At 37.2% G+C, this 26,629-nt stretch carries 30 protein-coding genes, 1 pseudogene and 1 riboswitch; of the genes and pseudogenes, 29 read left to right on the top strand and 2 right to left on the bottom strand.

Annotation, left to right across the window (positions count from 1 at the left end):
- The first annotated feature begins 10 nt into the window (after window positions 1-10).
- The 23 genes from M948_RS24445 to M948_RS24345 all read left to right on the top strand — a co-directional run bounded on the left by M948_RS24445 (window position 11) and on the right by M948_RS24345 (window position 18,159).
- Window positions 11-1,795, top strand: coding sequence for an acyl-CoA dehydrogenase family protein (locus M948_RS24445; RefSeq protein WP_021288980.1), 1,785 nt, complete (start codon window positions 11-13; stop codon window positions 1,793-1,795).
- A gap of 159 nt (window positions 1,796-1,954) precedes the next feature.
- Window positions 1,955-2,311, top strand: a complete 357-nt coding sequence (locus M948_RS24440) for an arsenate reductase family protein (RefSeq protein ID WP_021288979.1) — start codon at window positions 1,955-1,957, stop codon at window positions 2,309-2,311.
- Between the two features lie 79 nt (window positions 2,312-2,390).
- Window positions 2,391-2,774 carry a glycine cleavage system protein GcvH gene (gene gcvH / locus M948_RS24435; RefSeq protein WP_021288978.1) on the top strand — a complete coding sequence of 128 codons (384 nt, stop codon included), beginning with the start codon at window positions 2,391-2,393 and terminating at the stop codon, window positions 2,772-2,774.
- A gap of 187 nt (window positions 2,775-2,961) precedes the next feature.
- On the top strand, window positions 2,962-3,318 hold the full coding sequence (locus M948_RS24430) for a toprim domain-containing protein (protein WP_021288977.1): 357 nt from the start codon (window positions 2,962-2,964) through the stop codon (window positions 3,316-3,318).
- A gap of 23 nt (window positions 3,319-3,341) precedes the next feature.
- Window positions 3,342-3,656, top strand: coding sequence for a thioredoxin family protein (locus tag M948_RS24425; RefSeq protein WP_021288976.1), 315 nt, complete (start codon window positions 3,342-3,344; stop codon window positions 3,654-3,656).
- 70 nt (window positions 3,657-3,726) lie between these two features.
- Window positions 3,727-3,836: riboswitch (SAM riboswitch) on the top strand.
- A gap of 107 nt (window positions 3,837-3,943) precedes the next feature.
- A complete protein-coding gene (locus M948_RS24420) occupies window positions 3,944-4,975 on the top strand; it encodes a methionine ABC transporter ATP-binding protein (RefSeq protein ID WP_021288975.1) in 1,032 nt (343 codons plus the stop codon).
- Window positions 4,965-5,633, top strand: a complete 669-nt coding sequence (locus M948_RS24415) for a methionine ABC transporter permease (protein WP_021288974.1) — start codon at window positions 4,965-4,967, stop codon at window positions 5,631-5,633. Before M948_RS24420 ends, M948_RS24415 begins: the two co-directional genes overlap by 11 nt.
- Window positions 5,634-5,664: 31 nt before the next feature.
- A complete protein-coding gene (locus M948_RS24410) occupies window positions 5,665-6,495 on the top strand; it encodes a MetQ/NlpA family ABC transporter substrate-binding protein (RefSeq protein WP_021288973.1) in 831 nt (276 codons plus the stop codon).
- Between the two features lie 250 nt (window positions 6,496-6,745).
- The gene (locus M948_RS43415) at window positions 6,746-6,916 is read left to right on the top strand and encodes a hypothetical protein (protein ID WP_021288972.1); all 171 of its coding nucleotides are present in this window, start codon (window positions 6,746-6,748) and stop codon (window positions 6,914-6,916) included.
- 254 nt (window positions 6,917-7,170) lie between these two features.
- A complete protein-coding gene (gene sufC / locus M948_RS24405) occupies window positions 7,171-7,956 on the top strand; it encodes a Fe-S cluster assembly ATPase SufC (protein WP_021288971.1) in 786 nt (261 codons plus the stop codon).
- A gap of 17 nt (window positions 7,957-7,973) precedes the next feature.
- Window positions 7,974-9,281, top strand: coding sequence for a Fe-S cluster assembly protein SufD (gene sufD, locus M948_RS24400; RefSeq protein ID WP_021288970.1), 1,308 nt, complete (start codon window positions 7,974-7,976; stop codon window positions 9,279-9,281).
- On the top strand, window positions 9,281-10,501 hold the full coding sequence (locus tag M948_RS24395) for a cysteine desulfurase (protein ID WP_021288969.1): 1,221 nt from the start codon (window positions 9,281-9,283) through the stop codon (window positions 10,499-10,501). Before sufD ends, M948_RS24395 begins: the two co-directional genes overlap by 1 nt.
- Window positions 10,491-10,925, top strand: coding sequence for a Fe-S cluster assembly sulfur transfer protein SufU (sufU, locus tag M948_RS24390; protein WP_021288968.1), 435 nt, complete (start codon window positions 10,491-10,493; stop codon window positions 10,923-10,925). The genes M948_RS24395 and sufU overlap by 11 nt, the downstream gene beginning before the upstream one ends.
- Window positions 10,926-10,976: 51 nt before the next feature.
- Window positions 10,977-12,374 (top strand): Fe-S cluster assembly protein SufB, encoded by a 1,398-nt coding sequence (gene sufB / locus M948_RS24385; RefSeq protein ID WP_021288967.1) that lies wholly within the window; start codon window positions 10,977-10,979, stop codon window positions 12,372-12,374.
- Window positions 12,375-12,638: 264 nt separating this feature from the next.
- A complete protein-coding gene (locus tag M948_RS24380; protein ID WP_021288966.1) occupies window positions 12,639-13,304 on the top strand; it encodes a hypothetical protein in 666 nt (221 codons plus the stop codon).
- Window positions 13,305-13,772: 468 nt separating this feature from the next.
- Window positions 13,773-14,261, top strand: coding sequence for a DinB family protein (locus M948_RS24375; protein WP_021288964.1), 489 nt, complete (start codon window positions 13,773-13,775; stop codon window positions 14,259-14,261).
- A gap of 174 nt (window positions 14,262-14,435) precedes the next feature.
- Window positions 14,436-14,807 (top strand): hypothetical protein, encoded by a 372-nt coding sequence (locus M948_RS24370; protein WP_021288963.1) that lies wholly within the window; start codon window positions 14,436-14,438, stop codon window positions 14,805-14,807.
- Between the two features lie 153 nt (window positions 14,808-14,960).
- A complete protein-coding gene (locus tag M948_RS24365; RefSeq protein WP_021288962.1) occupies window positions 14,961-15,368 on the top strand; it encodes a VOC family protein in 408 nt (135 codons plus the stop codon).
- A 201-nt stretch (window positions 15,369-15,569) separates the two neighbouring features.
- Complete coding sequence (locus M948_RS24360) at window positions 15,570-16,160, top strand: TetR/AcrR family transcriptional regulator (protein WP_021288961.1); 591 nt, start codon at window positions 15,570-15,572, stop codon at window positions 16,158-16,160.
- 48 nt (window positions 16,161-16,208) lie between these two features.
- Window positions 16,209-16,352 carry a hypothetical protein gene (locus M948_RS43100; RefSeq protein ID WP_155974746.1) on the top strand — a complete coding sequence of 48 codons (144 nt, stop codon included), beginning with the start codon at window positions 16,209-16,211 and terminating at the stop codon, window positions 16,350-16,352.
- 19 nt (window positions 16,353-16,371) lie between these two features.
- On the top strand, window positions 16,372-16,710 hold the full coding sequence (locus M948_RS24355; protein WP_021288960.1) for an antibiotic biosynthesis monooxygenase: 339 nt from the start codon (window positions 16,372-16,374) through the stop codon (window positions 16,708-16,710).
- 135 nt (window positions 16,711-16,845) lie between these two features.
- A complete protein-coding gene (locus M948_RS24350; RefSeq protein WP_021288959.1) occupies window positions 16,846-17,409 on the top strand; it encodes an NADPH-dependent FMN reductase in 564 nt (187 codons plus the stop codon).
- A 243-nt stretch (window positions 17,410-17,652) separates the two neighbouring features.
- A complete protein-coding gene (locus tag M948_RS24345) occupies window positions 17,653-18,159 on the top strand; it encodes a DinB family protein (protein WP_021288958.1) in 507 nt (168 codons plus the stop codon).
- 271 nt (window positions 18,160-18,430) lie between these two features.
- Here the strand turns inward: M948_RS24345 and M948_RS43560 are convergent, their stop codons facing one another.
- Entirely contained in the window at window positions 18,431-18,904 is a 474-nt protein-coding gene (locus M948_RS43560; protein WP_231378649.1) for a transposase, read from the bottom strand.
- Entirely contained in the window at window positions 18,853-19,401 is a 549-nt protein-coding gene (locus tag M948_RS43555; RefSeq protein WP_231378648.1) for an IS110 family transposase, read from the bottom strand. Before M948_RS43555 ends, M948_RS43560 begins: the two co-directional genes overlap by 52 nt.
- 472 nt (window positions 19,402-19,873) lie before the next feature.
- Here M948_RS43555 and M948_RS24335 point away from each other — a divergent pair, with 472 nt between their 5' ends.
- The 6 genes and pseudogenes from M948_RS24335 to M948_RS43940 form a co-directional block, all read left to right on the top strand.
- The gene (locus M948_RS24335) at window positions 19,874-20,326 is read left to right on the top strand and encodes a VOC family protein (protein WP_021288957.1); all 453 of its coding nucleotides are present in this window, start codon (window positions 19,874-19,876) and stop codon (window positions 20,324-20,326) included.
- A 413-nt stretch (window positions 20,327-20,739) separates the two neighbouring features.
- Complete coding sequence (gene ppsA / locus M948_RS24330; RefSeq protein ID WP_021288956.1) at window positions 20,740-23,352, top strand: phosphoenolpyruvate synthase; 2,613 nt, start codon at window positions 20,740-20,742, stop codon at window positions 23,350-23,352.
- A 326-nt stretch (window positions 23,353-23,678) separates the two neighbouring features.
- Window positions 23,679-24,653, top strand: a complete 975-nt coding sequence (locus tag M948_RS24325; protein ID WP_021288955.1) for a helix-turn-helix transcriptional regulator — start codon at window positions 23,679-23,681, stop codon at window positions 24,651-24,653.
- A gap of 98 nt (window positions 24,654-24,751) precedes the next feature.
- On the top strand, window positions 24,752-25,150 hold the full coding sequence (locus M948_RS24320) for a VOC family protein (protein WP_021288954.1): 399 nt from the start codon (window positions 24,752-24,754) through the stop codon (window positions 25,148-25,150).
- A gap of 96 nt (window positions 25,151-25,246) precedes the next feature.
- The gene (locus M948_RS24315; RefSeq protein WP_337969991.1) at window positions 25,247-25,477 is read left to right on the top strand and encodes a DUF1697 domain-containing protein; all 231 of its coding nucleotides are present in this window, start codon (window positions 25,247-25,249) and stop codon (window positions 25,475-25,477) included.
- Between the two features lie 522 nt (window positions 25,478-25,999).
- A pseudogene (locus tag M948_RS43940) lies at window positions 26,000-26,213 on the top strand (hypothetical protein); the annotation flags it as partial.
- Window positions 26,214-26,629: the final 416 nt, after the last annotated feature.

Genomic DNA, 26,629 nt, shown 5'->3' with positions numbered 1-26,629 from the left:
GTAGATGATATTGAGTGAAACAAAAGAAAAAGTTTTTAAAGGCGGCGGGTTTCTTGTAGAAGATTTAACGGCAGAAGATATTATTACGCCAGAGGATTTCACAGAAGAACATAAAATGATTGCTAAAACAACCGAGGAGTTTGTAAACGGAGAGGTACTTCCTAAAGTAGATAATTTAGAGAACCACGAATTTGAATATTCGGTAGATCTATTAAAAAAAGCTGGTGACTTAGGCTTACTGGGTGCAGATGTCCCTGAAGAATACGGCGGATTGGGTTTAGATAAAATTAGCTCTTCCTTGATCACCGAGAAATTTTCACGTGCTGGCGGTTTTTCTGTCACGCATGGTGCTCATGTTGGGATTGGGTCCTTACCGATAGTGTTTTTTGGTAACGAAGCGCAAAAGAAAAAATACCTTCCTAAATTAGCATCTGGGGAATTGCTTGCTGCTTATGCGTTGACAGAACCTAGTTCTGGATCAGATGCCTTAGGTGCAAAAACAACAGCAAAATTAAATGAAGCAGGCACCCATTATATTTTAAACGGAGAAAAACAATGGATCACCAACTCTGCATTTGCCGACGTGTTTATAGTGTATGCAAAAATTGACGGAGAGCATTTCTCAGCTTTTATTGTCGAAAGAGCATTTTCTGGTGTATCCACAAGCCCAGAAGAAAAGAAAATGGGAATTAAAAGTTCTTCTACACGAACCTTAATATTAGAAGATGTTGAAGTACCAATTGAAAATCTATTAGGAGAAAAAGGTCGAGGTCATGTTATTGCGTTTAATATTTTGAATGTTGGTCGTTATAAATTGGCAATTGGCGGTGTTGGTAGTTCGAAGCGAGGCTTAGAAATAGCTACAAAATATGTAAATGAGCGAAAGCAATTTAATACACCTATCTCTAGCTTTGCTTTAACGAAAGAGAAATTGGCTACGATGGCATCGGAAACATATGCAAATGAAAGTGCTGTTTATCGTACAGTGGGACTTTTTGAGCAACGCATGGGTTCGTTAACACAAGAACAATTAAATGATGGAAGAGAAGTTGCTCGTGCCATTGCAGAATACCAAATTGAATGCTCCATGAACAAATATACTTGTACAGAGCTGTTGGATTATGTTGCGGATGAAGCAGTCCAATTACACGGTGGATACGGTTTTATGCAAGAATATGAAGTAGAACGTATGTATCGTGATTCTCGAATTAATCGTATTTTTGAAGGTACAAATGAAATTAATCGATTGCTTGTGCCAGGTACCTTATTGAAGAAGGCAATGAAGGGAGAACTTCCTTTACTTCAGAAAGCACAAGGGCTCCAAGAAGAATTAATGATGTTAATGCCAGAAGAAGTTGGAACGGAAACATTGGAACAGGAAAAACATTTACTCAAAAATGCCAAGAAAATCATTCTATTAGCAGCTGGACTTGCGGCTCAAAAATATATGCAAAAAATTGAGCAAGAACAAGAAATCTTAGTAAATCTTGCCGACATGGTGGCTGAGGTTTATAATATGGAATCTGCAATTCTTCGTACCGAAAAAGCGATTAATCATACGGGTGAAGAAAAGAATAAACAAAAGCTGCTATACACACAAGTATACGTACAAGAAGCATTTAACCGAATAGAAGCAGATGCAAAAGAAACATTAATTGCTGTTGAAGAGGGAGACACCTTACGAATGATGCTTTCTTCTTTACGTAAATTAACAAGACATACACCAACAAATGTAATAACGAAAAAACGTGAAATTGCCGGTGCTATTATTGAGGCTGAAAAATACGTCCTTTAATTTATCGAGCTGTTCATCCCTTGCCATAGTGCAAGGGATATTTTATTTGTGATTTATGTGACATATGAAAAAGAATACGGATAGCTGCTCTCTTTTGCTCGATCTTTTCACAGCTCGTTTGCTATAATAATGCTCAATATAGGATTAGGAGGTTTATATATGGAAGTAATATTTTACTGGTACCCAAATTGCGGGACATGCAAAAAAGCAAAAAAATGGTTCGAAGATAATCAGGTTACATATCAACCGATACATATCGTTGAAGAGACACCTAGTAAAGAACAATTGCTTGATCTAATTCAAAAAAGCGGGCTTCCAGCCAAGAAATTTGTTAACACGAGCGGCAAAAAATATCGTGAGCAACATATCAAGGATAAAATTAAAGAAGCAACAAATGAACAAATAGCAGAAATTCTTGCATCGGATGGGATGTTAATAAAACGTCCAATTGTTACAGATGGCTCTAAAGTAACGGTTGGTTTTAAAGAAGAATTGTTTCAAGATCACTGGCTATAAAAATTTAAAAAGAAATGCTGGATAAATGTCATGGAAACTTGTATAGTGAAAGTGGAATGATATATTGGAGGGGATTGTTTTGAGCTTACCAAAGGAATTATTTTACACAAAAGAACATGAATGGGTAAAAAAAGAGGATGGCAATGTACGTATTGGTATTACGGATTTTGCCCAAGATGAACTAGGAGATATTGTTTTTGTTGAACTCCCTGAACCAGGTGATGAATTAGAGATCAATGAACCCTTTGGAAGTGTAGAGTCTGTTAAAACCGTTTCAGAATTATATGCTCCCATTAGTGGCAAGGTTGTCGAAGTGAATGAAGAATTGGAGGACAACCCGGAATATGTAAATGAGTCACCTTACGAAAAAGCTTGGATGGTAGTAGTAGAACCAAGCCAAAAATCAGAGTTAGACGAATTATTATCTGCTGATGGTTATGGAGAAATAATAAGCGAGGATTAATTAAATTTAGTTACAGTAATGGCTGATATGCAATTCAATTGCAATCAGCCTTGTTTTTACAATGAAGAAAATGATTCTATTCAGAGCAGAACTTGTACATTTATTATGAAAACAATCACTAAATAACAGTTTTTCATCATATAATATATGAAAACCTGTCGCTTGATTTTCTGAGGAGTGCTATGTGATGATAACGGATGAATTAGAAAAAATAATCATTGTAGAAGGATTGACAGATAAGAAACAGATTAAAAAGGTGATTTCTGAAGACCTAACCATCATTTGTACAAATGGAACTTTAGGTGTAGAACGTTTTGATCAACTTTTAGAAGATTATGCACTTGATTATAAAGACGTTTATATCCTAGTGGATGAAGATGAATCTGGAATAAAGTTACGCAAACAATTGGCTAGAGAATTACCACATGCTAACCATATTTATATTAGTAGTGAATACCGAGAAGTAGCTACAACACCTGAAAATATACTTGCTCAAACATTAGTGAGCAAACGGATCGCTGTTAATCCGATCTTTTTGATTTAAATTTCATATAGTAAGGTGATATTTTGCAATTAATTACGAATGATCAGCTGAAACAGGATAACTATCTGCTTTATATTTTTACCCCTTTTTGTGGAACATGTAATCTTGCAAGGACGATGCTTTCAAAAATAGAGTCGGTGCATCAAGAAGACATTTTTTATGAAATGAATGCATCCCTCCATCCAGAGTTTATGCAAGAACATCAAATTGAGAGTGTGCCTTGTTTATGTATAAAAAGAGATGGTGAAATTATAGAAAAGGTTTATGCTTTCAAAGATATTCCGAACATCTATAACTTTTTACTAACTTACAAACCTGAAATGTTTGCAAACAAATAAGTGAAAAGTCATTGACATGGGTATAACGGCATGCTAACATTTAGTTTATCGAAAATAAATAGATTCTTTACTCTTATCTTGAGCGGTGGAGGGACTGGCCCTATGAAACCGCGGCAACCTTCGACGAAGTTTATTCGAAAGGTGCTAATTCCTGCGAAGCATAGCTTTGACAGATGAGAGGACGAAATGACGAATTTCAAACGTCTTTCTGTTCTCTTACAGAAAGGCGTTTTTATTTATTTTATAGGGTACAATAATAGATAGTTTGAAATGAAGGAGGAAGACATGTGATATCGATAGAGGGTTTGAGTAAGATTTTTACATCAAACAAGACAGACACAACAGCCGTCGATAATTTGACCCTTTCGATTGATCAAGGAGATATCTTTGGTGTTATCGGTTATAGCGGTGCTGGTAAAAGTACTTTCGTTCGATTACTCAATCGCTTAGAGGAACCAACGAATGGACGAGTAGTTATTAACGATCAAGTCGTGACAGCATTGAATAAAAAGGATCTTAGAATAGCTAGACAAGATATTGGTATGATTTTTCAGCATTTTAATCTGTTATGGTCACGTACGGTGGAAGAGAATATTGCATTTCCATTAGAAATAGCAGGTGTATCGAAAGAAGAACGTTTAGAGCGTGTACATTCATTAATTGATTTAGTTGGGCTTTCAGGAAAAGAACAGTCCTATCCTTCACAATTAAGCGGCGGCCAAAAACAACGTGTTGGAATTGCGCGTGCATTAGCTAATAAACCATCTGTTCTATTATGTGATGAAGCAACTTCGGCTTTAGATCCAGAAACAACAAATGCGATTTTGGATTTATTAGTGGATATTAACCGACAATTAGGTCTAACGATCATTTTAATTACCCATGAGATGCATGTCATTCGCAAAATATGCAATCAAGTGGCAGTGATGGAAAATGGGAAAGTGGTTGAACAAGGAAATGTCTTAGATGTATTCTTGCATCCACAGCAGTCGGTTACCAAAAAATTTGTGAAGCAGGTAATGGGATCTGACGAGGAAGATAATGATATTAACCAATTAATTAAAAACAACGAGCAAGGGAAAATTATTAGGCTTCATTTTGTTGGGGAAACAACCAACGATGCTTTGATCAGCCAAATTATTAAAACATATCAGGTAGATGTGAGTATATTGCAGGGGAAAATCACACAAACTCAGGCAGGGGCTTATGGCACATTGTTCATCCAAATGGGTGGTAATCCAGATGATGTCACCCAAGCGATTACGTTTATTCGTGAACAAACCTCGGTAGAATTGGAGGTTGTCCGTGATGCTGACTGAATTATTTCCAAATCTTAAATTAGAAGACTTAACGACGGCAACATATGAAACATTTTATATGACAATTATTGCTTTAATTGGAACTTTCGTATTTGGAATATTATTAGGTTTATTATTATTCCTTACTAGAAATGGCGGTATGTGGCAAAATAAAGTACTGAACGTCACAACAGCATCGTTTGTTAATATCTTTCGCGCGATTCCATTTATCATATTAATTTTATTGTTATTTCCATTTACAGAGTTTTTAATGGGTACCATACGTGGGCCAAAGGCTGCTTTGCCGGCATTAATTATTGGTTCTGCGCCATTCTATGCAAGGCTAGTGGAAATTGCTTTACGTGAAGTTGATAAAGGGGTTGTAGAAGCTGCCAAAGCAATGGGAGCCAAAACAAGTACTATCATCTTTAAGGTGTTGTTACCAGAATCCATGCCAGCATTAATCTCGGGAATTACGGTAACAGCAATTGCATTAATCGGGTACACAGCTATGGCTGGAGCAATAGGTGCAGGTGGGTTAGGAAGTTATGCATATTATTCTGGTTTCCAACGAAGAGATTTTGATGTCGTACTCATCTGTTCCGTTATTATTGTGGTCATCGTATTTATCTTCCAATTCCTTGGGGACTTTATTACACGAAAATTAGATAAGCGTTAGAAAAATAAGACAAGCAAGAGGAGCGAAAACAATGAAAAAACTAATTACTTCAATCGTACTTTTTATTAGTTTAGGTATTATCTTAGCTGCATGTGGAGGAGAAGAAGGTTCTTCAGATCCAAATACAATAAAAGTAGGCGCTTCAAGCGTTCCTCATGCAGAAATTCTTGAACAAGCCAAGCCAATCCTTGAAGAACAAGGAATTACGCTTGAAATTGAAGAATATGAGGATTATGTTCTTCCTAATGATGACTTAGCAAATGGCGAAATTGATGCCAATTATTTTCAGCATATTCCTTATCTGGAACAAACAATTGAAGATACAGGATATGATTTAGATTATATTGATGGGATTCACATTGAGCCAATGGGTGTTTATTCGAAAGGGATTTCTAGCTTAGAAGCTATTCCTGAAGGAACAGAAGTTGTAATGAGTAATGCCGTAGCAGATCATGGCCGGGTACTATCTTTATTTGAGAAAAATGGCTTAATAAAATTAGATGAAAATGTAAAGAAAGCAGAAGCAACCATTGATGATATTACGGAAAATCCGAAGAACCTGAAGTTTTCGCCAGATTATGGTCCAGCAATGCTTCCTGATTTTTATGAATCAGATGAGAATGCATTAGTTGTGATTAATACAAACTATGCAATTGGGGCTGGCTTAAATCCGCTAGAGGATTCATTAATGGTAGAAGATGAAGATTCTCCATATGTGAATGTAGTTGCAGTGAAAGCAGAGAATAAAGATAATGAAGCATTAAATAAACTAGTGGAAGTATTACATTCAGATGAAATACAGCAATTTATGGAAGAGGAATATGGTGGTGCAGTTGTACCGGTAAGTGGGAATCAAAAATAATGATGGACAAAGGCTATCTCTTTTTAAGGGGATAGCCTTAATTTTTAAACAATTTTGTAATTGGGAGAATAATGAAGGATATGATCGTAAAAAGCGGAACAGAATTTTTTCAGCAAAGTTATAGAGGAAAATTTATTATATAAATGGATAAATGCGTTTTAATTCACTTTGTTTAGGGAAATAAACTTGTGATACGCTTATTAGTGTCAAAAACAAGAAAGGATGATTCCCTATTAATAGTGGAATAGACATGAATTACACTTCAGAAATGGAAAAGGCAATGCAGCAAACCCATCACATTGGTTTTGCTGAATACGAAAGAAAATTAGATAAACGCCTAGCAATTGAGAAAAAGCGTCAACAAGAGCATGAGAAGTGTAAGCATTTTGCTGCTGAATATGAAGGGCATATGAAAAAGTGAAGAATAATTATTAACTATATATGATAACGAAAAAAGGTGCGAATACAATGCGTATTCGCACCTTTTTATTTTGAACTTTATCATGGTGGCATGATATCCTATAAACAAAGGATTTTCCATACTTCAAGGTCTCTGTTTAAAAGAGTTGATAATAAATTCGAAATGATTTAAGATTGTAATGAGAATAAAGTGAGAATGAATCTTACATTCCTTACAGAGTAACAATAAAACTATTTGTATTTGGAGGTATCAATATGGCAGGATCAACATTAGAAATTAAAAACTTACATGTCTCAATTGAAGATAAAGAGATACTTAAAGGTGTAGACCTTACTATAAAAGGTGGAGAATTCCACGCAGTAATGGGACCAAATGGTACAGGGAAATCTACCTTGGCTTCTGCAATTATGGGGCATCCTAAGTATGAAATTACCGAAGGATCGGTTCTTTTAGATGGTGAAGATGTATTGGAAATGGAAGTTGATGAACGTGCACGTGCAGGTTTATTTTTAGCTATGCAATATCCAAGTGAAATTAGTGGTGTTACAACTTCAGACTTCCTTCGTTCTTCCATGAATGCTCGTCGTGGTGAAGGTAATGAAATTTCACTAATGAACTTCATTAAAGAAATGGATAATGTCTTAGACTATCTTGAAATTGATAAAAACATGGCCCAACGATACTTAAATGAAGGATTCTCCGGCGGTGAGAAAAAACGTAACGAAATCCTTCAGCTCATGCTATTGAAACCAGAGATTGCGATTTTAGATGAAATTGATTCTGGACTAGATATTGACGCTTTAAAAGTTGTATCTAAAGGAATCAATAAACTACGTGATGAAAACTTTGGTTGCTTAATCATTACCCACTATCAACGCTTACTTAACTACATTACGCCTGATAAAGTACATGTAATGATGCAAGGCCGTGTGGTTAAGTCGGGTGGTCCTGAACTTGCACAACGCCTTGAATCGGAAGGTTATGAATGGATTAAGGAAGAATTAGGTATTGAAGACGAAACTATCGAGCAAAATGCGTAATGGTAAGGAGGGGTAATATGACTGTGGAAACAAAACTGCCATACGATAAAGAATATATTGATCAGTTTTCGAAAGAAAGAAATGAACCAGAATGGATGCGTGAATTACGCCTCCAAGCACTAGAACAAGCTGATGCTCTTGAATTACCCAAACCTGATAAAACAAAGATCGGTAAGTGGAATTTTAGCCAATTCAAACATACAGCCCCTGGTGATGCTATTCAGTCGCTGAGTGAGTTACCAAGTGAATTACAAGAATTTCTCGATCAGGATAATCTACCTGAGAATCTTCTAATTCAACGAAATCACTCTGTTGCGTACAGTACATTAAGTAAAGACCTCCAAGACAAAGGAGTAATCTTTACGGATATTTTCACAGCTTTAGAAAAACATGGTGATTTAGTAAAGCGTTATTACATGAAAGATGCAGTTTCGATTGATGAGCATCGTTTGACTGCATTACATGCTGCTTTAATGAACGGCGGTGTCTTTGTATATGTACCAAAAAATGTTGAAGTGGAGGTTCCATTACAGACGATTTTTTGGCAAGAAGACCCAGAGCTAGCACTGTTTAACCATGTTCTTGTTGTAGCGGATGAAGGTAGTTCATTAACTTATGTGGAAAACTATATCTCGCACAATGAACAAGAAGCAACTGTTGCGAACGTTGTAACCGAAGTGATTGCACAAGATAATGCAAAAATTTCATTCGGAGCAGTGGATAATTTTGCTCAAGGTACGACTGCTTATAATAATCGTCGTGGCGTAGCTTACCGTGATGCAACGGTGGATTGGGCATTAGGACAAATGAATGATGGGAATACAGTATCTGAAAACATCACACATTTAGTTGGTGAGAATTCCCTATCCAATGCTAAAACGGTATCGGTTGGTCGAGGAAATCAAACACAGAACTTCACTGCTAAAATCGTTCACTTTGGTAAAAACTCTGAGGGGTATATCTTACAACATGGTGTTATGAAGGATAAATCAACAGCCATTTTTAATGGTATTGGAAAGATTGAACACGGTGCTTCTAAATCAAATGCAGAACAAGAATCTCGTGTACTGATGTTAAGTGAAAAGGCACGTGGTGATGCAAACCCTATTCTGCTGATTGATGAAGATGATGTTACAGCTGGTCATGCCGCATCTGTCGGCCGAGTAGACCCAGTTCAATTGTATTATCTAATGAGTCGTGGTATTACGCAGGAAGAGGCAGAACGCTTGATTATTCATGGTTTCTTAGCACCAGTAGTTAATCAATTACCAATTGAAGCTGTTAAAAATCAATTAACTCAGGTAATTGAAAGGAAGGTTTACTAATGGATGTAAAGGCCATTCGAGAACAATTTCCGATTCTTAATCAGGACGTGAATGGTCATCCTTTTGTATATTTAGATTCTTCAGCAACATCACAGAAGCCAATTTCTGTGATAGAAGCTGTAGATAATTACTACCGAAGCTATAATTCAAATGTGCATCGTGGTGTTCATACACTTGGAACGAAGGCAACAGAAGCGTATGAAGGTGCCAGAGACAAGGTACGTCGGTTTATTGATGCTGAAAGCACTGCTGAGATTATTTTTACCCGTGGTACCACAACATCAATAAATACCGTTGCGTACAGTTATGCAAGAGCAAACTTACAAGCAGGGGATGAGATTGTTATAACTCCGATGGAGCATCATAGCAATATCATTCCTTGGCAACAAGCAGCAAAAGCCACTGGTGCTACATTAAAATATATTCCGTTGCAAGAGGATGGCACATTAAGTCTAGAAGATGTTCGTCAAACCGTAACGGACCGAACGAAACTTGTTGCTGTTACACACGTTTCCAACGTATTAGGGACGGTTAACCCAATTAAAGATATTGCAAACATTGCACATGAGCACGGTGCTGTCATAGTTGTTGACGGTGCTCAAGGTGCACCGCATATTAAAGTAGATGTAACAGATCTTGATTGTGATTTTTACGCATTTTCTGGTCATAAAATGGGAGCACCAACTGGAATTGGTGTTTTATATAGCAAGAAGAAATTACTTGAACAGATGGAACCAGTGGAATTTGGTGGAGAGATGATTGATTTTGTTAATTTATATGACTCTACCTGGAAAGAACTTCCTTGGAAGTTTGAGGGTGGTACACCAATTATCGCTGGGGCTATCGGGCTAGGCGCAGCAATTGATTTTCTTAACGAAATCGGCATGGATCAAATTACAGCGCATGAGCAGCAGTTAGCTAAGTATGCAATGAAGCAAATGCGTACCATTGATGGTATTTCAATCTTTGGTCCAGAGGAACGTGCTGCACTAGTTACCTTTAATCTAGATGATGTTCATCCACATGATACAGCCACTGTACTTGATGCAGAAGGAATTGCTGTTCGCGCGGGCCATCATTGTGCTCAACCTTTGATGCGTTGGCTTGATGTAACTGCAACTGCTCGAGCAAGTTTCTATCTTTATAATACTGAAGAAGATATTGACCGCTTAGTAGATGGACTTCAAAAAACAAAGGAGTATTTTGGTAATGTCTTTTAACAACCTTGATACACTTTACAGACAAGTTATTATGGATCATTATAAAAATCCAAGGAATAAAGGAAGTCTAGAAGGGGATATTTTAACCGTTGATATGAATAATCCTACTTGTGGTGATCGTATACAACTCCAGTTGCAAGTGGAGGATGGGATTGTCAAGGATGCGAAATTCCAAGGAGAAGGATGTTCTATTAGTATGGCTTCCGCTTCAATGATGACACAAGCAATTAAGGGCAAGAAGATAGAGGATGCAATGAAGATGTCTACCATGTTCTCACAGATGATGTTAGGTGAGGAAGTAGACGAAGAAGGTATTGATCTTGGAGATATTCAAGCATTACAAGGAGTTTCGAAGTTTCCTGCACGAATTAAATGTGCAACCCTTTCTTGGAAAGCGATGGAAAAGGGAGTGAATGAAGGGTAACGTGAGTGTTTAATAGTTGATTTCTACCAATACCTGAAGGAGGGTTTACGAATGGCAAAAAATATGCCAGAAATCGAAGAGTACAAATATGGATTTCATGATCGTGACGTTTCGGTTTTTCGCTCAGGCAAAGGGCTAACACGTGAAGTAGTTGAAGAGATTTCTAAAATGAAAGAAGAGCCACAGTGGATGCTTGATTACCGTTTGAAAGCACTAGAGCATTTTTACGAGCGTCCAATGCCACAATGGGGTGGTGATCTATCTGAGTTGAATTTTGATGAGATTGTATATTATGTAAAACCATCTGAACGACAAGGAAGAACGTGGGATGAAGTACCTGATGAGATTAAACAGACATTTGATAAATTAGGTATTCCAGAAGCAGAACAAAAATACTTGGCAGGCGTATCTGCTCAGTATGAATCTGAAGTTGTTTATCACAGCTTAAAAGAAGATCTTGAAGAGCTTGGTATTGTCTTTAAAGATACAGATACAGCATTAAAAGAAAATGAAGAACTCTTTAAAGAATATTTTGGTAAAGTAATTCCTGCAACCGATAATAAATTTGCAGCATTAAATTCTGCTGTTTGGTCAGGTGGCTCATTTATCTATGTTCCAAAAGGGGTACAGACTTCAACACCATTACAAGCCTATTTCCGTATTAATTCGGAAAATATGGGACAGTTTGAACGAACATTAATTATTGTTGATGAAGGTGCATCCGTGCATTATGTTGAAGGTTGTACAGCTCCTGTTTATACAACAAATTCATTGCATAGTGCTGTGGTTGAGATCTTCGTTAAGAAAGATGCATACTGCCGCTATACAACCATCCAAAACTGGGCAAATAATGTGTATAACTTAGTTACAAAACGTGCAACTTGTGATGCGAATGCAACGATGGAATGGATTGACGGAAACATTGGTTCCAAATTAACAATGAAATACCCAGCTGTTCTGCTAAAAGGAGAAGGTGCTCGCGGAATGACACTTTCCATTGCATTGGCTGGTAAAGGTCAATTACAAGATGCTGGTGCAAAAATGCATCACTTAGCACCAAACACTTCTTCTTCGATTGTTTCCAAATCTATCTCGAAACATGGTGGAAAAGTTTCTTATCGTGGTCTGGTTCACTTTGGAAGAAAAGCAACTGGTGCCCGTTCCAACATTGAATGTGATACCTTGATTATGGATAACGAGTCAACTTCAGATACGATCCCATATAATGAAATTAACAATGACAATATTTCATTAGAACACGAAGCAAAAGTATCTAAAGTCTCAGAAGAACAGCTTTTCTACTTGATGAGCCGTGGCTTATCAGAAGAAGAAGCGACTGAAATGATTGTAATGGGCTTCATTGAGCCATTTACAAAAGAACTTCCAATGGAATATGCAGTCGAAATGAACCGTCTGATCAAATTCGAAATGGAAGGTTCCATCGGTTAAAACAGATAAAACCCTTGTCACAGCAATTTTGTGGCAAGGTTTTTTTATAATGGGATATATGTTTGTGCCCGATTTATGCCCTGTAGATTTTCTTAGATCATGTTACAGATGACTCTGATAATTTATAAAAAATTTTAATACAAGGACATTGACAATATGGGATGTGACAATACAACAAACGGGCCAGATCGTGGCACAATACTTGCTTTTGATATGTTGTAGTTTACATAAGAGTTGCTCGGAAAAATAAAAGGTGGTGGGAATTTGTTTGTATATATGTTTTTAATAGGGTTGTTAATAGGCCTTGCAATCTATGCACTTACTTATCTTTTTGTAAAAGCAATGGATAATAAGAAAAGGGTTTTAGTGGTTGCGATAATTGGAGGTCTATCTTTAATTGGAAGTCTTACTGTAATAGGTGGATTTGAAGGTATGCCCTTTGGAGTATTAAGTTTAGGAATTCTGGCAATTTCAATTGTATTAGCTTTGTTTGGCCAAAGTTCATTAGGGAAAAAGTTAATATATACCATTGTCATTTTGTTTATAATTTCGTATAGTGCATTGATCTATTTCAATCAAGTTGATTACTGGATAGTGAAAAAAACACAATATTCTGGTGGAGATGATTTTGGTTCATATACGGAGCAACTTCAGACAGATACAACTATTCAAGGATACGAAACCTTTACTATTTCAGAGGGAAATAAAGCTGTTATTTTATCTTTAGGTGAAGAAATGGCAGGTAACAACATAGAAGTTCTAGATGTCGAGGAATACGGAAACACAACTGAAATAAAAATAAGAACATTTTATAATAACTCAGTTGAAGCGAACCCTGTCATTGCCATTGGACTAAATCGAGTGCAGTCTGAGATTATTATTACGGATACCGATGGAAGGATTTATGAGAAAGCAACAAAAGATGATTAAAACAAAGTTATCAAATCAACTCTAAGTATATGACTTTAAAAAATTTGTTTTTACTTTTAAACAATCGGGCGCGATTAACTAATAAGCATCGCGCCAATATTCATATAAGGACCCTTTCGCGGAAGACGGGGGGATTATTATTAGTTACAAGTTTTATAAATGGGTGATGATAATTGACTTAGTTGCTATTGGTGTACTGCAATTCTTGGCTGGGACATTTTTTGAATACACAGTAACGATTAGAATTATAGATGGGGTATTGTACATCCTTGCCATTGCTTTTGCCGTGATATACTTGCAGAAAAGGCTAAGGATTTCAAACACAAAAAAATAAGCAATCGGGTGCAATTCCAGAACAAGCGTATGCCATATTAGGAGCAGATTGTTGAGTAAGGGAGGTAATCAGATGGTTCATCTCGAAATTGTAAGTTGTACCAAAACAATACGCCGCATTGGAGGGAATAGAAAATGGATGTAAGGACACTTTTGTTAAAACAATGGGCAAGCTGCTTAGATAAAGAAGACTGGTTTCCACCGCTTGAAAAAGTACTAGAGAATATTACTTTGGAACAGGCAATTTGGACACCAGTTGAGGGGGAACATTGCATTTGGGAATTAGTTTGTCATTTACTTTTCTATGAAAAGAGAATTCTGTTACGCTTTCTTGGTGAAACAGCAAATGAACCAAAGGCAGAAAATAATGACGCTACATATCGATTACCAACTGAGACCTTTCAAAATTGGAAGGAAACAAAACAAGAATACTTTTCTGTTCATCGTGAACTTGAAAAAATACTAGCAAAATCAGAACTAGAAGATTTGTATAGACCGATTCCTGATGATAATCCATTAGTGCTTGAACTGAAGAGTTTAGCAATGCACAACGCATATCATATTGGGCAAATTGTATTCCTCAGTAAAATGCAAGGAGCCTGGGCAGGGAAACGCAGCTTTTAAAAAAGCTTCATTAGCTTTACAGTTATTCGTTTACCGGGCGCTTTTCTTTAATAAGGATTAGCGCTTATTTTCATTATAGATTTAACCCTGCCTATACCTTACTTAACCACCGTGCTCTCTTTTACTTCTCAATAAAAACTCTTGGATATACTATAATGAAATAAGAGTGTTTGAATGAAAAGAATTCTTCTTGGAGTTCTGACAGTTAGTTCAATTCTTGTAGTCATATTCAACTTTATGAATAATAATGGGAAGCCGCAGAGTCAAGTGAATGCAAATGACTCTACAGAAGTTAAAAGTGTAGATATAACTCAATCTGAATTTGGAGAAAAGGTTGCTGAAAAATTGGAATCTAAAGGTTATAGCTCAACTGGTTTAATCATGAGTCAAGACTATGAAAAAAGGATAAAGTATATTGTGGTAATCTCGGAAACTGAAAATAAAGGAAAGGCCACAAAAAAGGATATACAACAAACCTTTGAGAAGGTTGCTAAGTCCTATGAGTCAAAACCATTTACTGTTCAGTTACAGGAAAAGCAACAGTAATATTAGAAAATATGATTCATGTTGTATATCAACCCCCTCAACTAACGGGTGCAGTTGTTGATTAACCACCTCTGTGCGGGAATTGGACCATTTTGTTGAACAAGAAAGCAATTTAAAGTTTAAAAGTTCTATTAAGAAAGGTTGGTTTTAAATTTGGAATTTAAGGAATTCACTGCAGCACAGGTAAGAATAGCTAGACCTACTGATAAATTTGAAGAAATCATAAATTTTTATCAATATGGCTTAGGACTTAAACAAATTCAACAATTTAAAGGGCATAGGGGTTATGAAGGAGTCATATTTGGATTACCAGATGTTGATTATCATTTAGAATTTACCCGCCATATTGATGGTAGTCCTTGCCCTGCCCCAACAAAAGATAATCTCTTAGTATTTTATATAACTAGTAAAAATGAAATCAATAAAGTATCAGAACGGTTAAGGAAAATGGGATATACAGAGGTTAAACCGGAGAATGGATACTGGAAGGAACAAGGGATTACAATAGAAGATCCCGACGGTTGGCGAATAGTATTAATGAACAGGTCTTATGTCCAATAAATTATTAACTCTGTTTTTTTAGCTGGCTTATTTCATTAACGGGCGCGTTTATCGAATAACGCGTCCTTCTGTTATAGGGCCATTTAATGGAATAAGCAAGGTATCAAAAAAAATTTTAGAATTGAACTTGACAACAAACAGATAATCTTTTATATTTGTTACAGTCAGTACTGACAGTTAAAAAGAATAGAGGTTATTTGAATGACTTCAAGTAGAAAACAGGATACTTCTGATAAAATCATGAACGTTGCTATAGATCTTATGGCAGATAGAGGATACAATGGCGTATCGACTGAAGAAATTGCAACAAAAGCCGGGTTTAGTGAAAAAACGCTGTTTAGGCACTTTAAAAGCAAACAAAATCTGTTAGAGACAGCCTTTCAACGTTATCATTATGCAGGAAGGATGAAAGATCTCTTTGATGAGAACATAAAATGGGATCTTCATGCAGACTTACTAATGATAAGCCAAACGTATCACAGGATCATGTATCAGAATCGAAAAATGATTCAAATTAGTGCAAGGGGACATAAAGATCTTCCTGGATTTCAGGAGGCTACTCATAAGCATCCTCAACAGTTAAAGGAGTTCTTAACTGAATACTTCAGAGAAATGTGTGAAAAGGGAAAAGTTATTAAAACGGATCCTAAAAGGCAGGCTGTTGCATTTCTATACATGAATTATGGTGCAGCTATGGGACGAATCAATAAGGACCCAATACTAGAAGTTATTCCTATTGAAACCTTTATCGAAGAAAGTGTCTCGATATTTACTAGGGGTTTAACCCCCTAGTCATTTTTTGAAAAATATGTCAGTCAGTAGTGACGATCAAAGGTGGGTATGGTTACTAATCAAATACTTATTCTTGTCATCGTGCACCCTGACCGTTTAGTTGGAAGTATTTTATGGTTTTATGTGATCAGTTTGGAGATGGCAATCACTTATTGTAGTAAAGTCGCGTTACCAGACAAAGTTGTTATTTAATTTGAGGAGGTTAATTAATATGCCGAGAATAAAAGAGAACGAATTTTTTACGGTAATGGTAGAGTTCGAGGTCGACCCAACATATCAACAAGCATTGATTGATGGAATTGCTGATCAAGTCGAACAACACTTTACCCATTTCACTGGATTTGTTTCAGCAAGCTTTCATGCAAGTGAAAATGGAAGTCGGGTGGTGAACTATGGGCAATGGTTGTCAAAGGAAGCTTGGGAGAGTAGCTCTCCAGCAACTGGTTTTGATATAGCCAAAGCATCCATCGCTGAAGTTATTAAGCGCTGTGGGGCCAGGACTGTAGAGGTCGATACCTTTCAAGTTACACGAGTGATCGAGAAAACATGAAGACAAAAAAGTAGCTCTTTATCAATAATACAATGCTTATTTCAAAAAACAATTTTGTTTAAAAGCAACAAAGTTAAAATTCAGGAGCTTGTTCCCCTGGATAGAAAGTATATATTTTTATTGGAGGAGTAAAACATGATTAAGATAGCAATTATTATTGGGAGTACGCGTCCGGGTCGCAATGGGGAGGCAGTAGCACGTTGGGTACATGAAATAGCAAATAGACGCAGTGATGCCGAGTTCGAGATTGTGGATATTGCAGAGTATGACTTACCATTGCTCGACGAGCCCATGGGAGCAGCATCCGGGCAGTATACCAAATCTCATACAAAAAATTGGTCTAAGAAGATTACTTCTTTTGATGGCTATGTTTTCGTTACTCCCGAGTATAACCATGCAACATCCGGCGCTCTTAAGAATGCTATTGATTATTTATATAAGGAGTGGAACAATAAAGCTGCTGGTTTTGTAGGATATGGTGCCAATGGAGGTACTCGTGCAGTCGAGAACTTACGGCTTATCATGGGTGAACTTATGGTTGCCGACGTGCGTGCTCAAGTCGCATTATCACTATTTACTGACTTTAAAAATTTTAGTGATTTTAAACCTGAATCCTTTCAAGAGGAGTCTGTCAACAAAGTAATTGACCAAGTCATTTCTTGGAGCAATGCATTGAGAGTTCTTCGAAATATTGAGTAGATTTATCGTTGAATACTAATTATTGTTGTATAAAAATTAGTAAATGAGTTTCCGTTATCGTGCGCATTTCCGAAGTTGAAATGCGCTCTATTTTTGAATAGGACAATTTAGTTGAAGAAGGACTTTTATAGTTAAACTAGAATTAGAAGTATAAGGGTACTGACAACAATTGTCAAGGAAGTTGTTTAATCATTTATTTGTAAAATGATCAATTTTAAAAAGTGAAATAGGAGGATCTTTAAAATGACGCATCCCGTTTTAAAAATGTACGACTACCACGCATGGGCAAATAGAGTGATCATTGATCGTTTAAAAGAACTGCCAGAGGACATTTATCATAAGGAAATTCAAAGTGGTTTCTCTTCGGTATCAAAGGTGTTATCCCATATTTACATCGTAGACTGTACCTGGTTTGGTGTTATCTCAGGTAAAAGTATGAGTGAAGCGATGACGTCTGCGAATGAATTAAGTGAACAAGTGGAGACAAAAAATATTGATGAAGTGGAAAAGTTATACTTAGATTTATCTGAGCGATATAATGCACTTCTCAACAGCCAAGAAAATCTGGAAAGGGTAATTTCAGTTAATAATCCATATGCAGGGTTGCTTGAGACTTCTGTTTCTGAAACTGTACTACACGTAGTCACTCACGGATCCTATCACCGTGGGAATATAGCCACCATGTTGCGGCAAATGGGACACACCTCTGTCATGCAAGATTATGGACTTTACCTATATCAAAATAGGTAGAGTAACTCAAGCACCAAACTTCATGATTATTCAATTTAAAGGGTTGTTTAGAACAGTTCTTCAACTTTGGTAGTACTAATGTTGATTAAGATTTGAACTAATTTCAACGACCCTGAGTTATTCCGTAATAGACCAGCTATAAAAAGTCAAGCATTATTTGTAAATTATTTTCCTGTAAATCCTTTTTTTCTACGCATTTTTGTACGACAAATAGACCACCCGTTTGGGTGATTTTAGAAATTGGATGAATAAGTTGTTTATAATTCTTTGATTAAGCTCGAGGTTCATAAGGCTGTCCATCTCTCAAAATCGCAAATATGATGTGCGTTAATTTCCGAGCGACGGCGCCTACCGCAGTTCCATAAACTTTTTCTCGGTTTCTTAATTTTTGATAATAAAGGGATAATGCAGGATCATGAAAACTAGCCACAAATGCTGCTTGCCAAATAGCGCGTCTCAGATAAGGCGAGCCACGTTTTGACATCTTGGTATAGGAACTGTTGAACTCGCCCGATTGGTTGACGGACGCATCTAGACCGGCAAACGCCACTAACTGTCCAGGACGCTCAAAGCGATTAATGGATCCAATTTCACCTAATATGACGGCAACTGTTAGGTGACTCACTCCAGTAATGGTCGTTAAAAAATGCTTTTGTTGATTCGAGAGCTCCATCATTGTTACCTCGATTTGTACTAATTGTTTTTCAAGTAACATGATTTGTTCCAATAAAAGTTGGATCTGCATCCTAAAAACGTCTGTACCGATGGAAACTCCAAGAAAGCGATGATTTTCCGTTTAACATCGGGGCTTTGGTCAACTAAGGTATAACGTAATCGCTCAAGATGCCGAAGTTGAAGTAAATCTTCTTCTATAAAAGGCGTTTCTTTCGGGGAGTCAATGCGAATTACCTGAGCAATGAGAAAGGCATCCTTCACATCCGTTTTTGTCTTACGAATATAAAAGTTCCGTAAAGCATCGGACTGCATCGGGTTAAAAACAGTAACCTTAAACTCAAGTTTATGAAGGAAAGAAAAAACAGATAACCAATAATGACCGGTGGCTTCCATACCACAAACACAATTTTCGGGTGTAGCTTGGTGTTGATTCAGGAATTTAAGGAGTTTATCACTACCTGTTTTAGAGTTAGCGAAACGTACTGTTTTTCCAATAGAATTGCCTTTTTCGTTAATCAATCCAGTTTCGTGATGACGTTTTCCAATATCAATTCCAAGATAGATCATAACAACACCTCAAAGTAAAATTAACCAGAGTAGAAGGAAAACCTCTAAAACTTGATAGATACCCAACCTCGTTCGATATACGACAACCACGTGTCATCCAGCTCATTCGAATAGGTCTATAAAGAAAGAGGTGCCAGTCTATTGCACGAAGACAATGCTTCAAGGGCGCAGAACGGCATCCTCTCTCTGATTTAAATCCATTATACCTTGAATGAAAGGTACATAGATTTATCACCAGAAAAAATCTGGTTAATAATAATATACGAAGGGCGCTTATCCCGAATTGAACTGCACCTCCAATTTGTTAGTTGTGTCTAACAATTGGGGTGCAGTTCAGAATAAGAGTTGTGCTCTTTATTTATGAAAAGGGTCATTTAATCGAATAAAAGAAATGGTATAGATATAAAGGAATTGTTTTAGTAATCTAGAAGAAGTCTATAGTAATAAATTTTACACATAAGGAGATAAAACTATGGCAAAAAACAAATTACTAAGAATGGACAATGTCGGCATCGCTGTAGAATCCCTTGATAACGCAATCCTTTTCTTTGAGGAGATTGGCTTGAACCTCGAAGGACGAGCCACTGTCGAAGGTGAATGGGCTGGTCGCGTAACCGGATTGGGTTCTCAGTGCGTAGAGATTGCTATGATGGTTACCCCAGATGGTCACAGCCGAATTGAACTTTCACGATTTCTCAACCCACCTACTATATCAGATCACCGGACTGCTCCTGTAAATGCGCTTGGTTATCTACGCGTCATGTTCACCGTTGAAGATATTGACGAAATGGTATCCAGACTCACTAAGTATGGTGCTCAGATCGTTGGCGAAGTGGTTCAGTACGAGGACTCGTATCGGCTCTGCTACATTCGTGGAACCGAAGGAATTCTAATCGGTTTAGCGGAACAACTCGGTAACAAATAAGTAAGTAACGTTTTTATATAAAGCCTTTACTGAAATGTTATATGCCAATCCGTCTCAATTTGAAAAAAATTCTTATTCAATAAAAGGGCGCGCTCACGGAATTAAAGAATACGCCCGCTGTTGGCTCATATGGCCAGATTGTGGAGTAAAAAAGATTTTTAGCAATCGAGAAGAAATCCTTGGCAGTCGTATGAAGTAATGGTATTAAGTTAATGGGCAGGATAGTTCAATAGTATTTGTTACTAAAAAAGATAGTAAGATAAAAATCGGCAACTGTCCCTTTCCCTAGTTTAATTATACCATAGTTTCCTGACCATTTTTAGACTGTTTTTTATTTTTAAAAATTGTTAGCATAAATCAAGTAATGTTGCTTCTTTGACGCAGTCTGCAGCTATTAAATGGGAGGGAAAGAAATGAATCAATATGTTTTAGAGCTTCAGGAGATTGATAAAACAAGACAAAGGGCGACCGGAGGCAAAGGGGTTAATTTAGGGGAATTATCAAAAATTCATGGAATACAAGTGCCGGAAGGATTTTGTGTTACGACAGAAGCCTATCAAAAAGCTCTCGAACAAAATGAAGCCTTCTACGCATTGTTGGATCAACTAACACTGCTTAAAGTAGAGGATCGAGATCAAATTGGTGCAATCAGCAGGAGGATTCGAAAAACCATAATGGAAACAGAGGTTCCTTCCGATGTTATGGGCGCAGTCGCTGACTATCTCTCCCAATTTGGCGATGAACATGCTTATGCAGTGCGTTCCAGTGCAACTGCTGAAGATTTACCATATGCCTCTTTTGCCGGTCAGCAAGAAACCTATTTAAATATTATCGGAAAAGAAGCTATTTTGAGTCACATCCGAAAATGTTGGGCTTCCCTATTTACGGATCGTGCGGTAATCTACCGAATGCAAAACGGATTTGATCACAGACAAGTGTATTTATCCGTTATCGTTCAAAGGATGGTTTTCCCACATGCTTCAGGAATTTTATTTACTGCTGACCCCATTACCTCCAATCGAAAGCTGCTATCAATCAATGCCAGTTTTGGACTTGGAGAAGCATTGGTCTCTGGTTTGGTATCCGCCGATTGTTATAAAGTACAGGAAGAGGAAATCATCGATAAAATGATCGCAATCAAAAAATTGGCCATATACGGACGAAAAGAAGGCGGAACAGAGACCCAGCAGATAGATGCGGATCAGCAAAAGACTCAAACACTTACTGAACAACAAATTTTACATCTGGCACGCATCGGAAAACGGATCGAAGCTTATTTTGGTTGCCCACAAGATATCGAATGGTGTTTGGTTGACGATACATGTTATATTGTTCAGAGTCGTCCAATCACGACTTTATATCCCATCCCTGAAGCGACTGATCAAGAAAATCACGTTTATGTTTCTGTTGGGCATCAACAAATGATGACTGAAGCCATGAAACCATTGGGATTGTCTTTTTTCCTGTTAACGACTCCTGCACCCATGCGTAAAGCTGGTGGAAGGTTGTTTGTTGATGTCTCCCATCAACTGGCATCACCTGACAGCAGAAAGAATATAATAGATGCCCTAGGACAATCCGATCCCCTCATAAAAGACGCACTTATGACTATCGTAGAGCGAGAAGACTTTATTAAATCATCACCAAATGATATAAAAGTACAGAGTCCTGAACAAAGCAATAAAGGTATATCGGTTATGGATTCTCAAGCACAAATCGAAAAAGAACTGAAAATTGTTTCTGATTTGATTAAGAGCAGTCAAACATCGATAGAAGGGTTAAAACAAAACATCCAAACGAAATCAGGTTCAGATTTATTTGATTTTATTCTAGAAGATATACTGCGATTAAAGAAGGATCTATTTGACCCACGTATGAGTGTGATTATGGATGCGATGGATGCTTCATCATGGATCAATGAAAAAATGAATAAGTGGTTAGGCGAAAAAAACGCAGCAGACACGCTTTCTCAATCTGTACCAAACAATATTACTTCAGAAATGGGTCTGGCGCTTTTGGATGTTGCCGATGTGATTCGCCCTTATCCGGAAGTAATTGATTTTTTACAGCAAGTAAAAGACAATAACTTTTTGGATGAACTGGTTAAGTTTGACGGTGGAAAGGAAGCTCAGAACGCCATAATAGCTTATCTTAACAACTACGGAATGCGATGTGTTGGAGAAATCGATATTACGAAAACCCGTTGGAGCGAAAAACCAATTACACTTGTCCCTATGATTCTTAGTAATATCAAAAACTTCGAGTCTAATGCCAGCAAACAGAAATTTGAGCAAGGTCGACGTATTGCTTTGAAAAAAGAACAAGAGTTATTAGATCGATTGAAGCAATTACCGGATGGTGGCCAAAAAGCTAAAGAAACAAAACGAATGATTGACCTAATTCGGAATTTCAGCGGGTTTAGGGAATATCCAAAATACGGTATGATTAATCGCTACTTTGTTTATAAACAGGCTTTACTGAAAGAAGCCGAACAACTCGTACAAGTAGGCGTGGTTCATGAAAAAGAAGATATATACTATCTCACTTTTGAAGAACTTCGTGAAATCGTACGCACACATAAACTGGATGATCAGATCATTAGTAAACGAAAAGATGAGTACAAATTATATGAAAAACTAACTCCTCCACGTGTGATCACGTCTGATGGTGAAATCATTACAGGAGCATACAAACGAGAAAATCTCCCAGCAGATGCTATTTTAGGTCTTCCTGTCTCTTCCGGAGTTATAGAGGGACGCGCTCGGGTCATTTTAAACATGGGAGATGCTGATCTAGAAGATGGAGATATATTAGTCACAGCCTTTACCGACCCTAGCTGGACACCATTGTTTGTATCCATAAAAGGTCTAGTCACCGAAGTTGGCGGACTGATGACCCATGGAGCGGTTATCGCACGTGAATATGGCTTGCCAGCAGTTGTTGGAGTGGAAAATGCTACGAAGCTGATCAAGGATGGACAAAGGATCAGGGTGAACGGAGCAGATGGGTATATAGAAATACTATAATTGATTCAATTAAATCATAAAAGAAGAACGTTTGAATTAGGAGAATCATTAACAATGTGGTGCTTTGCGGTCTAGGGTAAGAACTTTGTCACTGGGACATATAAGGGAACAGTAACTAAAGATAGATATTAATGTATATTAAGTTTATCTTGAAATCGAGTCTTACGTTAAAGGGCGCAAATCTGGAATAAGTTCTTTCCTGAATCGGGCCAGATTGTCGAACAACGCGGTACTCTTGATTTCTAGAAGGGTTGTACGAAAATACTCTTATGATTTATGAGATAAAGATGGCAATAGTTTAAAATTTTGTCTTTAAGAGGTGTAGTATGTCCAAGGCTGATAAGATGCTCGCCATTTTATGGTTGTTAAAAACGAAAAAACAGATGACTGCTAAACAATTGGCGAATGAACTTGAAATCCATATTCGAAGTGTTTATCGCTATATTGATTCGTTGTGTGCCAGCGGCGTTCCAATTATAGCTGATTCCGGGCATAACGGTGGGTACCGTTTGCTTTATGACTTGACTAAAGCTCCACTTTTTTTTGGCATGGATGAACAGAAGGCACTTGTCCATGCATCCAAATTTGCAGAAGAGGCTGGCTACCCCTTCGGTGACGCATTAAATCGAGCGGTTTCCAAGCTGAAAAGATACACAAATCCGAATCAATCAGAGGAAATTGACCGTCACGAAAAGGGAATTGATGTGATTAGTCCTAAACCTGATTCTTCCTTGAATTCTTTTCTTCAGGAGTTGGAAATATCAGTGGCAGATGGCAAAACGCTCACTATAGTGTATCAAAAAGGATACCAAGCCTCCTTGCAGGAACGTCGGGTTGATCCATATGGATTGACGTATTGGAAGGGAAAATGGTATGTCATCGCCTATTGCCATTTACGCCGTAATATTCGCAGTTTTCGAGTGGATCGCATTCAATCCTTATCCATCACAGATATTATATTTAAAAAGCCAGAAAGTTTTTCAACTCGGCAGTTTTTCCTTCAAAATCTTTTACCTGATAGGGAAAATCAGAACCAACTACTGACGGTTTGCATTCAAGGTACTCCGCATGCCATTAATGATCTGTGTAATCATTGGTTATTTGGACACGCGATTGTGGAACGATCGAAAAATCGGGCTTATTTTAAACTTGATGAAAGTGCCATTTCGACTTATGTTCCTAATTTTTTGCTTACTTATGGAACAACGGTTGATGTTTTAGAACCTACTTTTTTAAAGCAAAAATTAGTTGATGCTGTTTCAAAATTACTTTATCATCACCAAAAATCTGAACTTGACTGACCGCAATTGTCAGTCAAGTTGTTTTATAGTAAGACAAGGTCGTCAGATAAGAGAATGAATGACGATCAAACAATCTTACTTTTTGGAAGGTGATGGAATTGAAACTACTGCAAATTAGACTTTTGGTCAAAGATTTTAGAAAAAGCGTTTCGTTTTACAAAAAACACCTTGAATTACCAATTAGCTTGTATGAGGAAGCCATGGAGTATGCTCTCTTTGACACGGGAGAAACCAAAATTGAACTTTTACCTCGAAACGTGATGGCTAGAGGAGTCGGTGAGGAAAATAAGCCTGTGGATGTGGAAACACAATCATCATTCTTATTTCAGTTTAAGGTGGAAAATGTCGATAAGGCTTACAAGCATCTTCGTGAAAAGGACATTACGTTTGTGAACGAGCCCCATGATCGTACAGAGTGGGGCGCTCGGATTGCTCATTTGCGTGATCCGGATGGAAACTTGATTGAAATCTATACAATGCTGGGGGGAGACGAATAATAAGTGTGTTTTAATTTTTCTTTCTGTGTACGTAGTTGTCTAAATGGGGGGTGCTTTTATTGCAAAGTACGCTCTATCTGAATGATGCGAAACGTAATGCCGGAAAAGGGTAGAATGATGATTTATATTGCACTGTTGCATGGTGTTAACGGAGGTGGAAGAAATAAAATCAAAATGGCCGAATTGAGGCGCGCTCTTGAAGCAATTGGCTTTAGCCAAGTTCAAACATATATTCAAAGCGGTAATATCTTGTTTGAATCGAATGAAAGGGAAGAATCGTTGCAGAAACAAACCGAGAAGAGAATTGAGGAAGAATTCGGCTTTTAGAGGACCGTAAATCGATATTTGAATAAAATAGAAATTAAAGTTGCTAAGGAAAAGCTTTTATTAATAAGATGGTTCAAAGTACTGAAACATTAGACGAAAGGGGATGTAGTAGGGGTAGGCGGCCGTACGAAAAATGGCCGCATATGTCTCAAGGTGTGTTTCTGTTGGTTTTCCTGCCGGTATAACTACTAGACTGCTTGGAGGCAATCACATTATAGAAAAAGGATTTTTTGCTTCCGAAGAGGTCATTCCCACGAACATTTATTTTGAAGAACTTGCGAAGCGAGGTATCCATATACAGGCAAATTTCATAAAAAAAAGTTGCTAGACTAACTGCCAAAGTGCAATAACATATAATGCAAATTATCTCTAGGTTTTTCCATAATTGATGCGCTTCTTTTAGTAGTGGAACATACTCCGCCCCCTCTTTATATGCAGTTCGAAATAGACGAGTTCCTCCACCGGCAGCTGAGCGGTCATGCCCGATACCGAATTGTTCAAATCCGATAACCGAAGCTTCCTGATAATAAACGTGGGTGGCTTTTGAAAAAAGGTTATCCAGATGATAAGGCTGAGGTAGATGTAAACGGACAAAAGATTATTCCAAGGAAAGTACTAGCTGAAATGATTAAAAAAAAATAGTAAACAACAAAATCAGAATCAAAAGCATGAGTCTATATTAGAGGGTGGTCGGGAATCGTTTATCCACAAAAAGGAAACCTATAAAACAGTATTAGGGTCTTTAAAGTTAAAAAATTATTCTTTTTATATGGTATCAATTTTTCTAAGAGTGAATAAATCACTCTTGCTACATGTCTTGTTAAAATCAATTGGACTAAAACAGGACAAGGCGAAATGACTCGACAATATATGGTGGGGAATGGATATGTTTTGTCCAAAGTTCATGTTACCCCCGTAATAGTGTTCTTGTGCCCGGTCAGTTTGATAAAGTATGAATTAGTTTGAAGGCTAATAATGGCAAAAACGCATATCATAAACGTTTTGACCAGATAAGATATGAATTGAAATTCAAAAATATTCAAATTCGAAATGGAAGGTTCCATCGATTAAAATAGACAAAACCCTTGTCACAGCAATGTTTGTGGCAAGGGTTTTAGTTTGTGATTTATACCTAATGTGTATCTAATCATG

Source organism: Virgibacillus sp. CM-4 (assembly GCF_000445495.1).
Lineage (GTDB): Bacteria > Bacillota > Bacilli > Bacillales > Amphibacillaceae > Virgibacillus > Virgibacillus salexigens.
This window is presented reverse-complemented; position numbering and strand designations above follow the sequence as displayed.

Coding starts and splice junctions, on each gene's coding strand:
- M948_RS24410 (WP_021288973.1), top strand. CDS start 5,665: ATGAAAAAACTAATTACTTCAATCGTACTTTTTATTAGTTTAGGTATT.
- M948_RS24355 (WP_021288960.1), top strand. CDS start 16,372: ATGCCGAGAATAAAAGAGAACGAATTTTTTACGGTAATGGTAGAGTTC.
- sufD (WP_021288970.1), top strand. CDS start 7,974: ATGACTGTGGAAACAAAACTGCCATACGATAAAGAATATATTGATCAG.
- M948_RS43100 (WP_155974746.1), top strand. CDS start 16,209: ATGGTTACTAATCAAATACTTATTCTTGTCATCGTGCACCCTGACCGT.
- M948_RS43555 (WP_231378648.1), bottom strand. CDS start 19,401: ATGATCTATCTTGGAATTGATATTGGAAAACGTCATCACGAAACTGGA.
- M948_RS43415 (WP_021288972.1), top strand. CDS start 6,746: ATGAATTACACTTCAGAAATGGAAAAGGCAATGCAGCAAACCCATCAC.
- M948_RS24350 (WP_021288959.1), top strand. CDS start 16,846: ATGATTAAGATAGCAATTATTATTGGGAGTACGCGTCCGGGTCGCAAT.
- M948_RS24360 (WP_021288961.1), top strand. CDS start 15,570: ATGACTTCAAGTAGAAAACAGGATACTTCTGATAAAATCATGAACGTT.
- sufB (WP_021288967.1), top strand. CDS start 10,977: ATGGCAAAAAATATGCCAGAAATCGAAGAGTACAAATATGGATTTCAT.
- M948_RS24325 (WP_021288955.1), top strand. CDS start 23,679: ATGTCCAAGGCTGATAAGATGCTCGCCATTTTATGGTTGTTAAAAACG.
- sufU (WP_021288968.1), top strand. CDS start 10,491: ATGTCTTTTAACAACCTTGATACACTTTACAGACAAGTTATTATGGAT.
- M948_RS24375 (WP_021288964.1), top strand. CDS start 13,773: ATGGATGTAAGGACACTTTTGTTAAAACAATGGGCAAGCTGCTTAGAT.
- M948_RS24395 (WP_021288969.1), top strand. CDS start 9,281: ATGGATGTAAAGGCCATTCGAGAACAATTTCCGATTCTTAATCAGGAC.
- M948_RS24315 (WP_337969991.1), top strand. CDS start 25,247: ATGCCGGAAAAGGGTAGAATGATGATTTATATTGCACTGTTGCATGGT.
- M948_RS24415 (WP_021288974.1), top strand. CDS start 4,965: ATGCTGACTGAATTATTTCCAAATCTTAAATTAGAAGACTTAACGACG.
- M948_RS43560 (WP_231378649.1), bottom strand. CDS start 18,904: ATGCAGATCCAACTTTTATTGGAACAAATCATGTTACTTGAAAAACAA.
- sufC (WP_021288971.1), top strand. CDS start 7,171: ATGGCAGGATCAACATTAGAAATTAAAAACTTACATGTCTCAATTGAA.
- M948_RS24370 (WP_021288963.1), top strand. CDS start 14,436: ATGAAAAGAATTCTTCTTGGAGTTCTGACAGTTAGTTCAATTCTTGTA.
- ppsA (WP_021288956.1), top strand. CDS start 20,740: ATGAATCAATATGTTTTAGAGCTTCAGGAGATTGATAAAACAAGACAA.
- M948_RS24440 (WP_021288979.1), top strand. CDS start 1,955: ATGGAAGTAATATTTTACTGGTACCCAAATTGCGGGACATGCAAAAAA.
- M948_RS24335 (WP_021288957.1), top strand. CDS start 19,874: ATGGCAAAAAACAAATTACTAAGAATGGACAATGTCGGCATCGCTGTA.
- M948_RS24345 (WP_021288958.1), top strand. CDS start 17,653: ATGACGCATCCCGTTTTAAAAATGTACGACTACCACGCATGGGCAAAT.
- M948_RS24430 (WP_021288977.1), top strand. CDS start 2,962: ATGATAACGGATGAATTAGAAAAAATAATCATTGTAGAAGGATTGACA.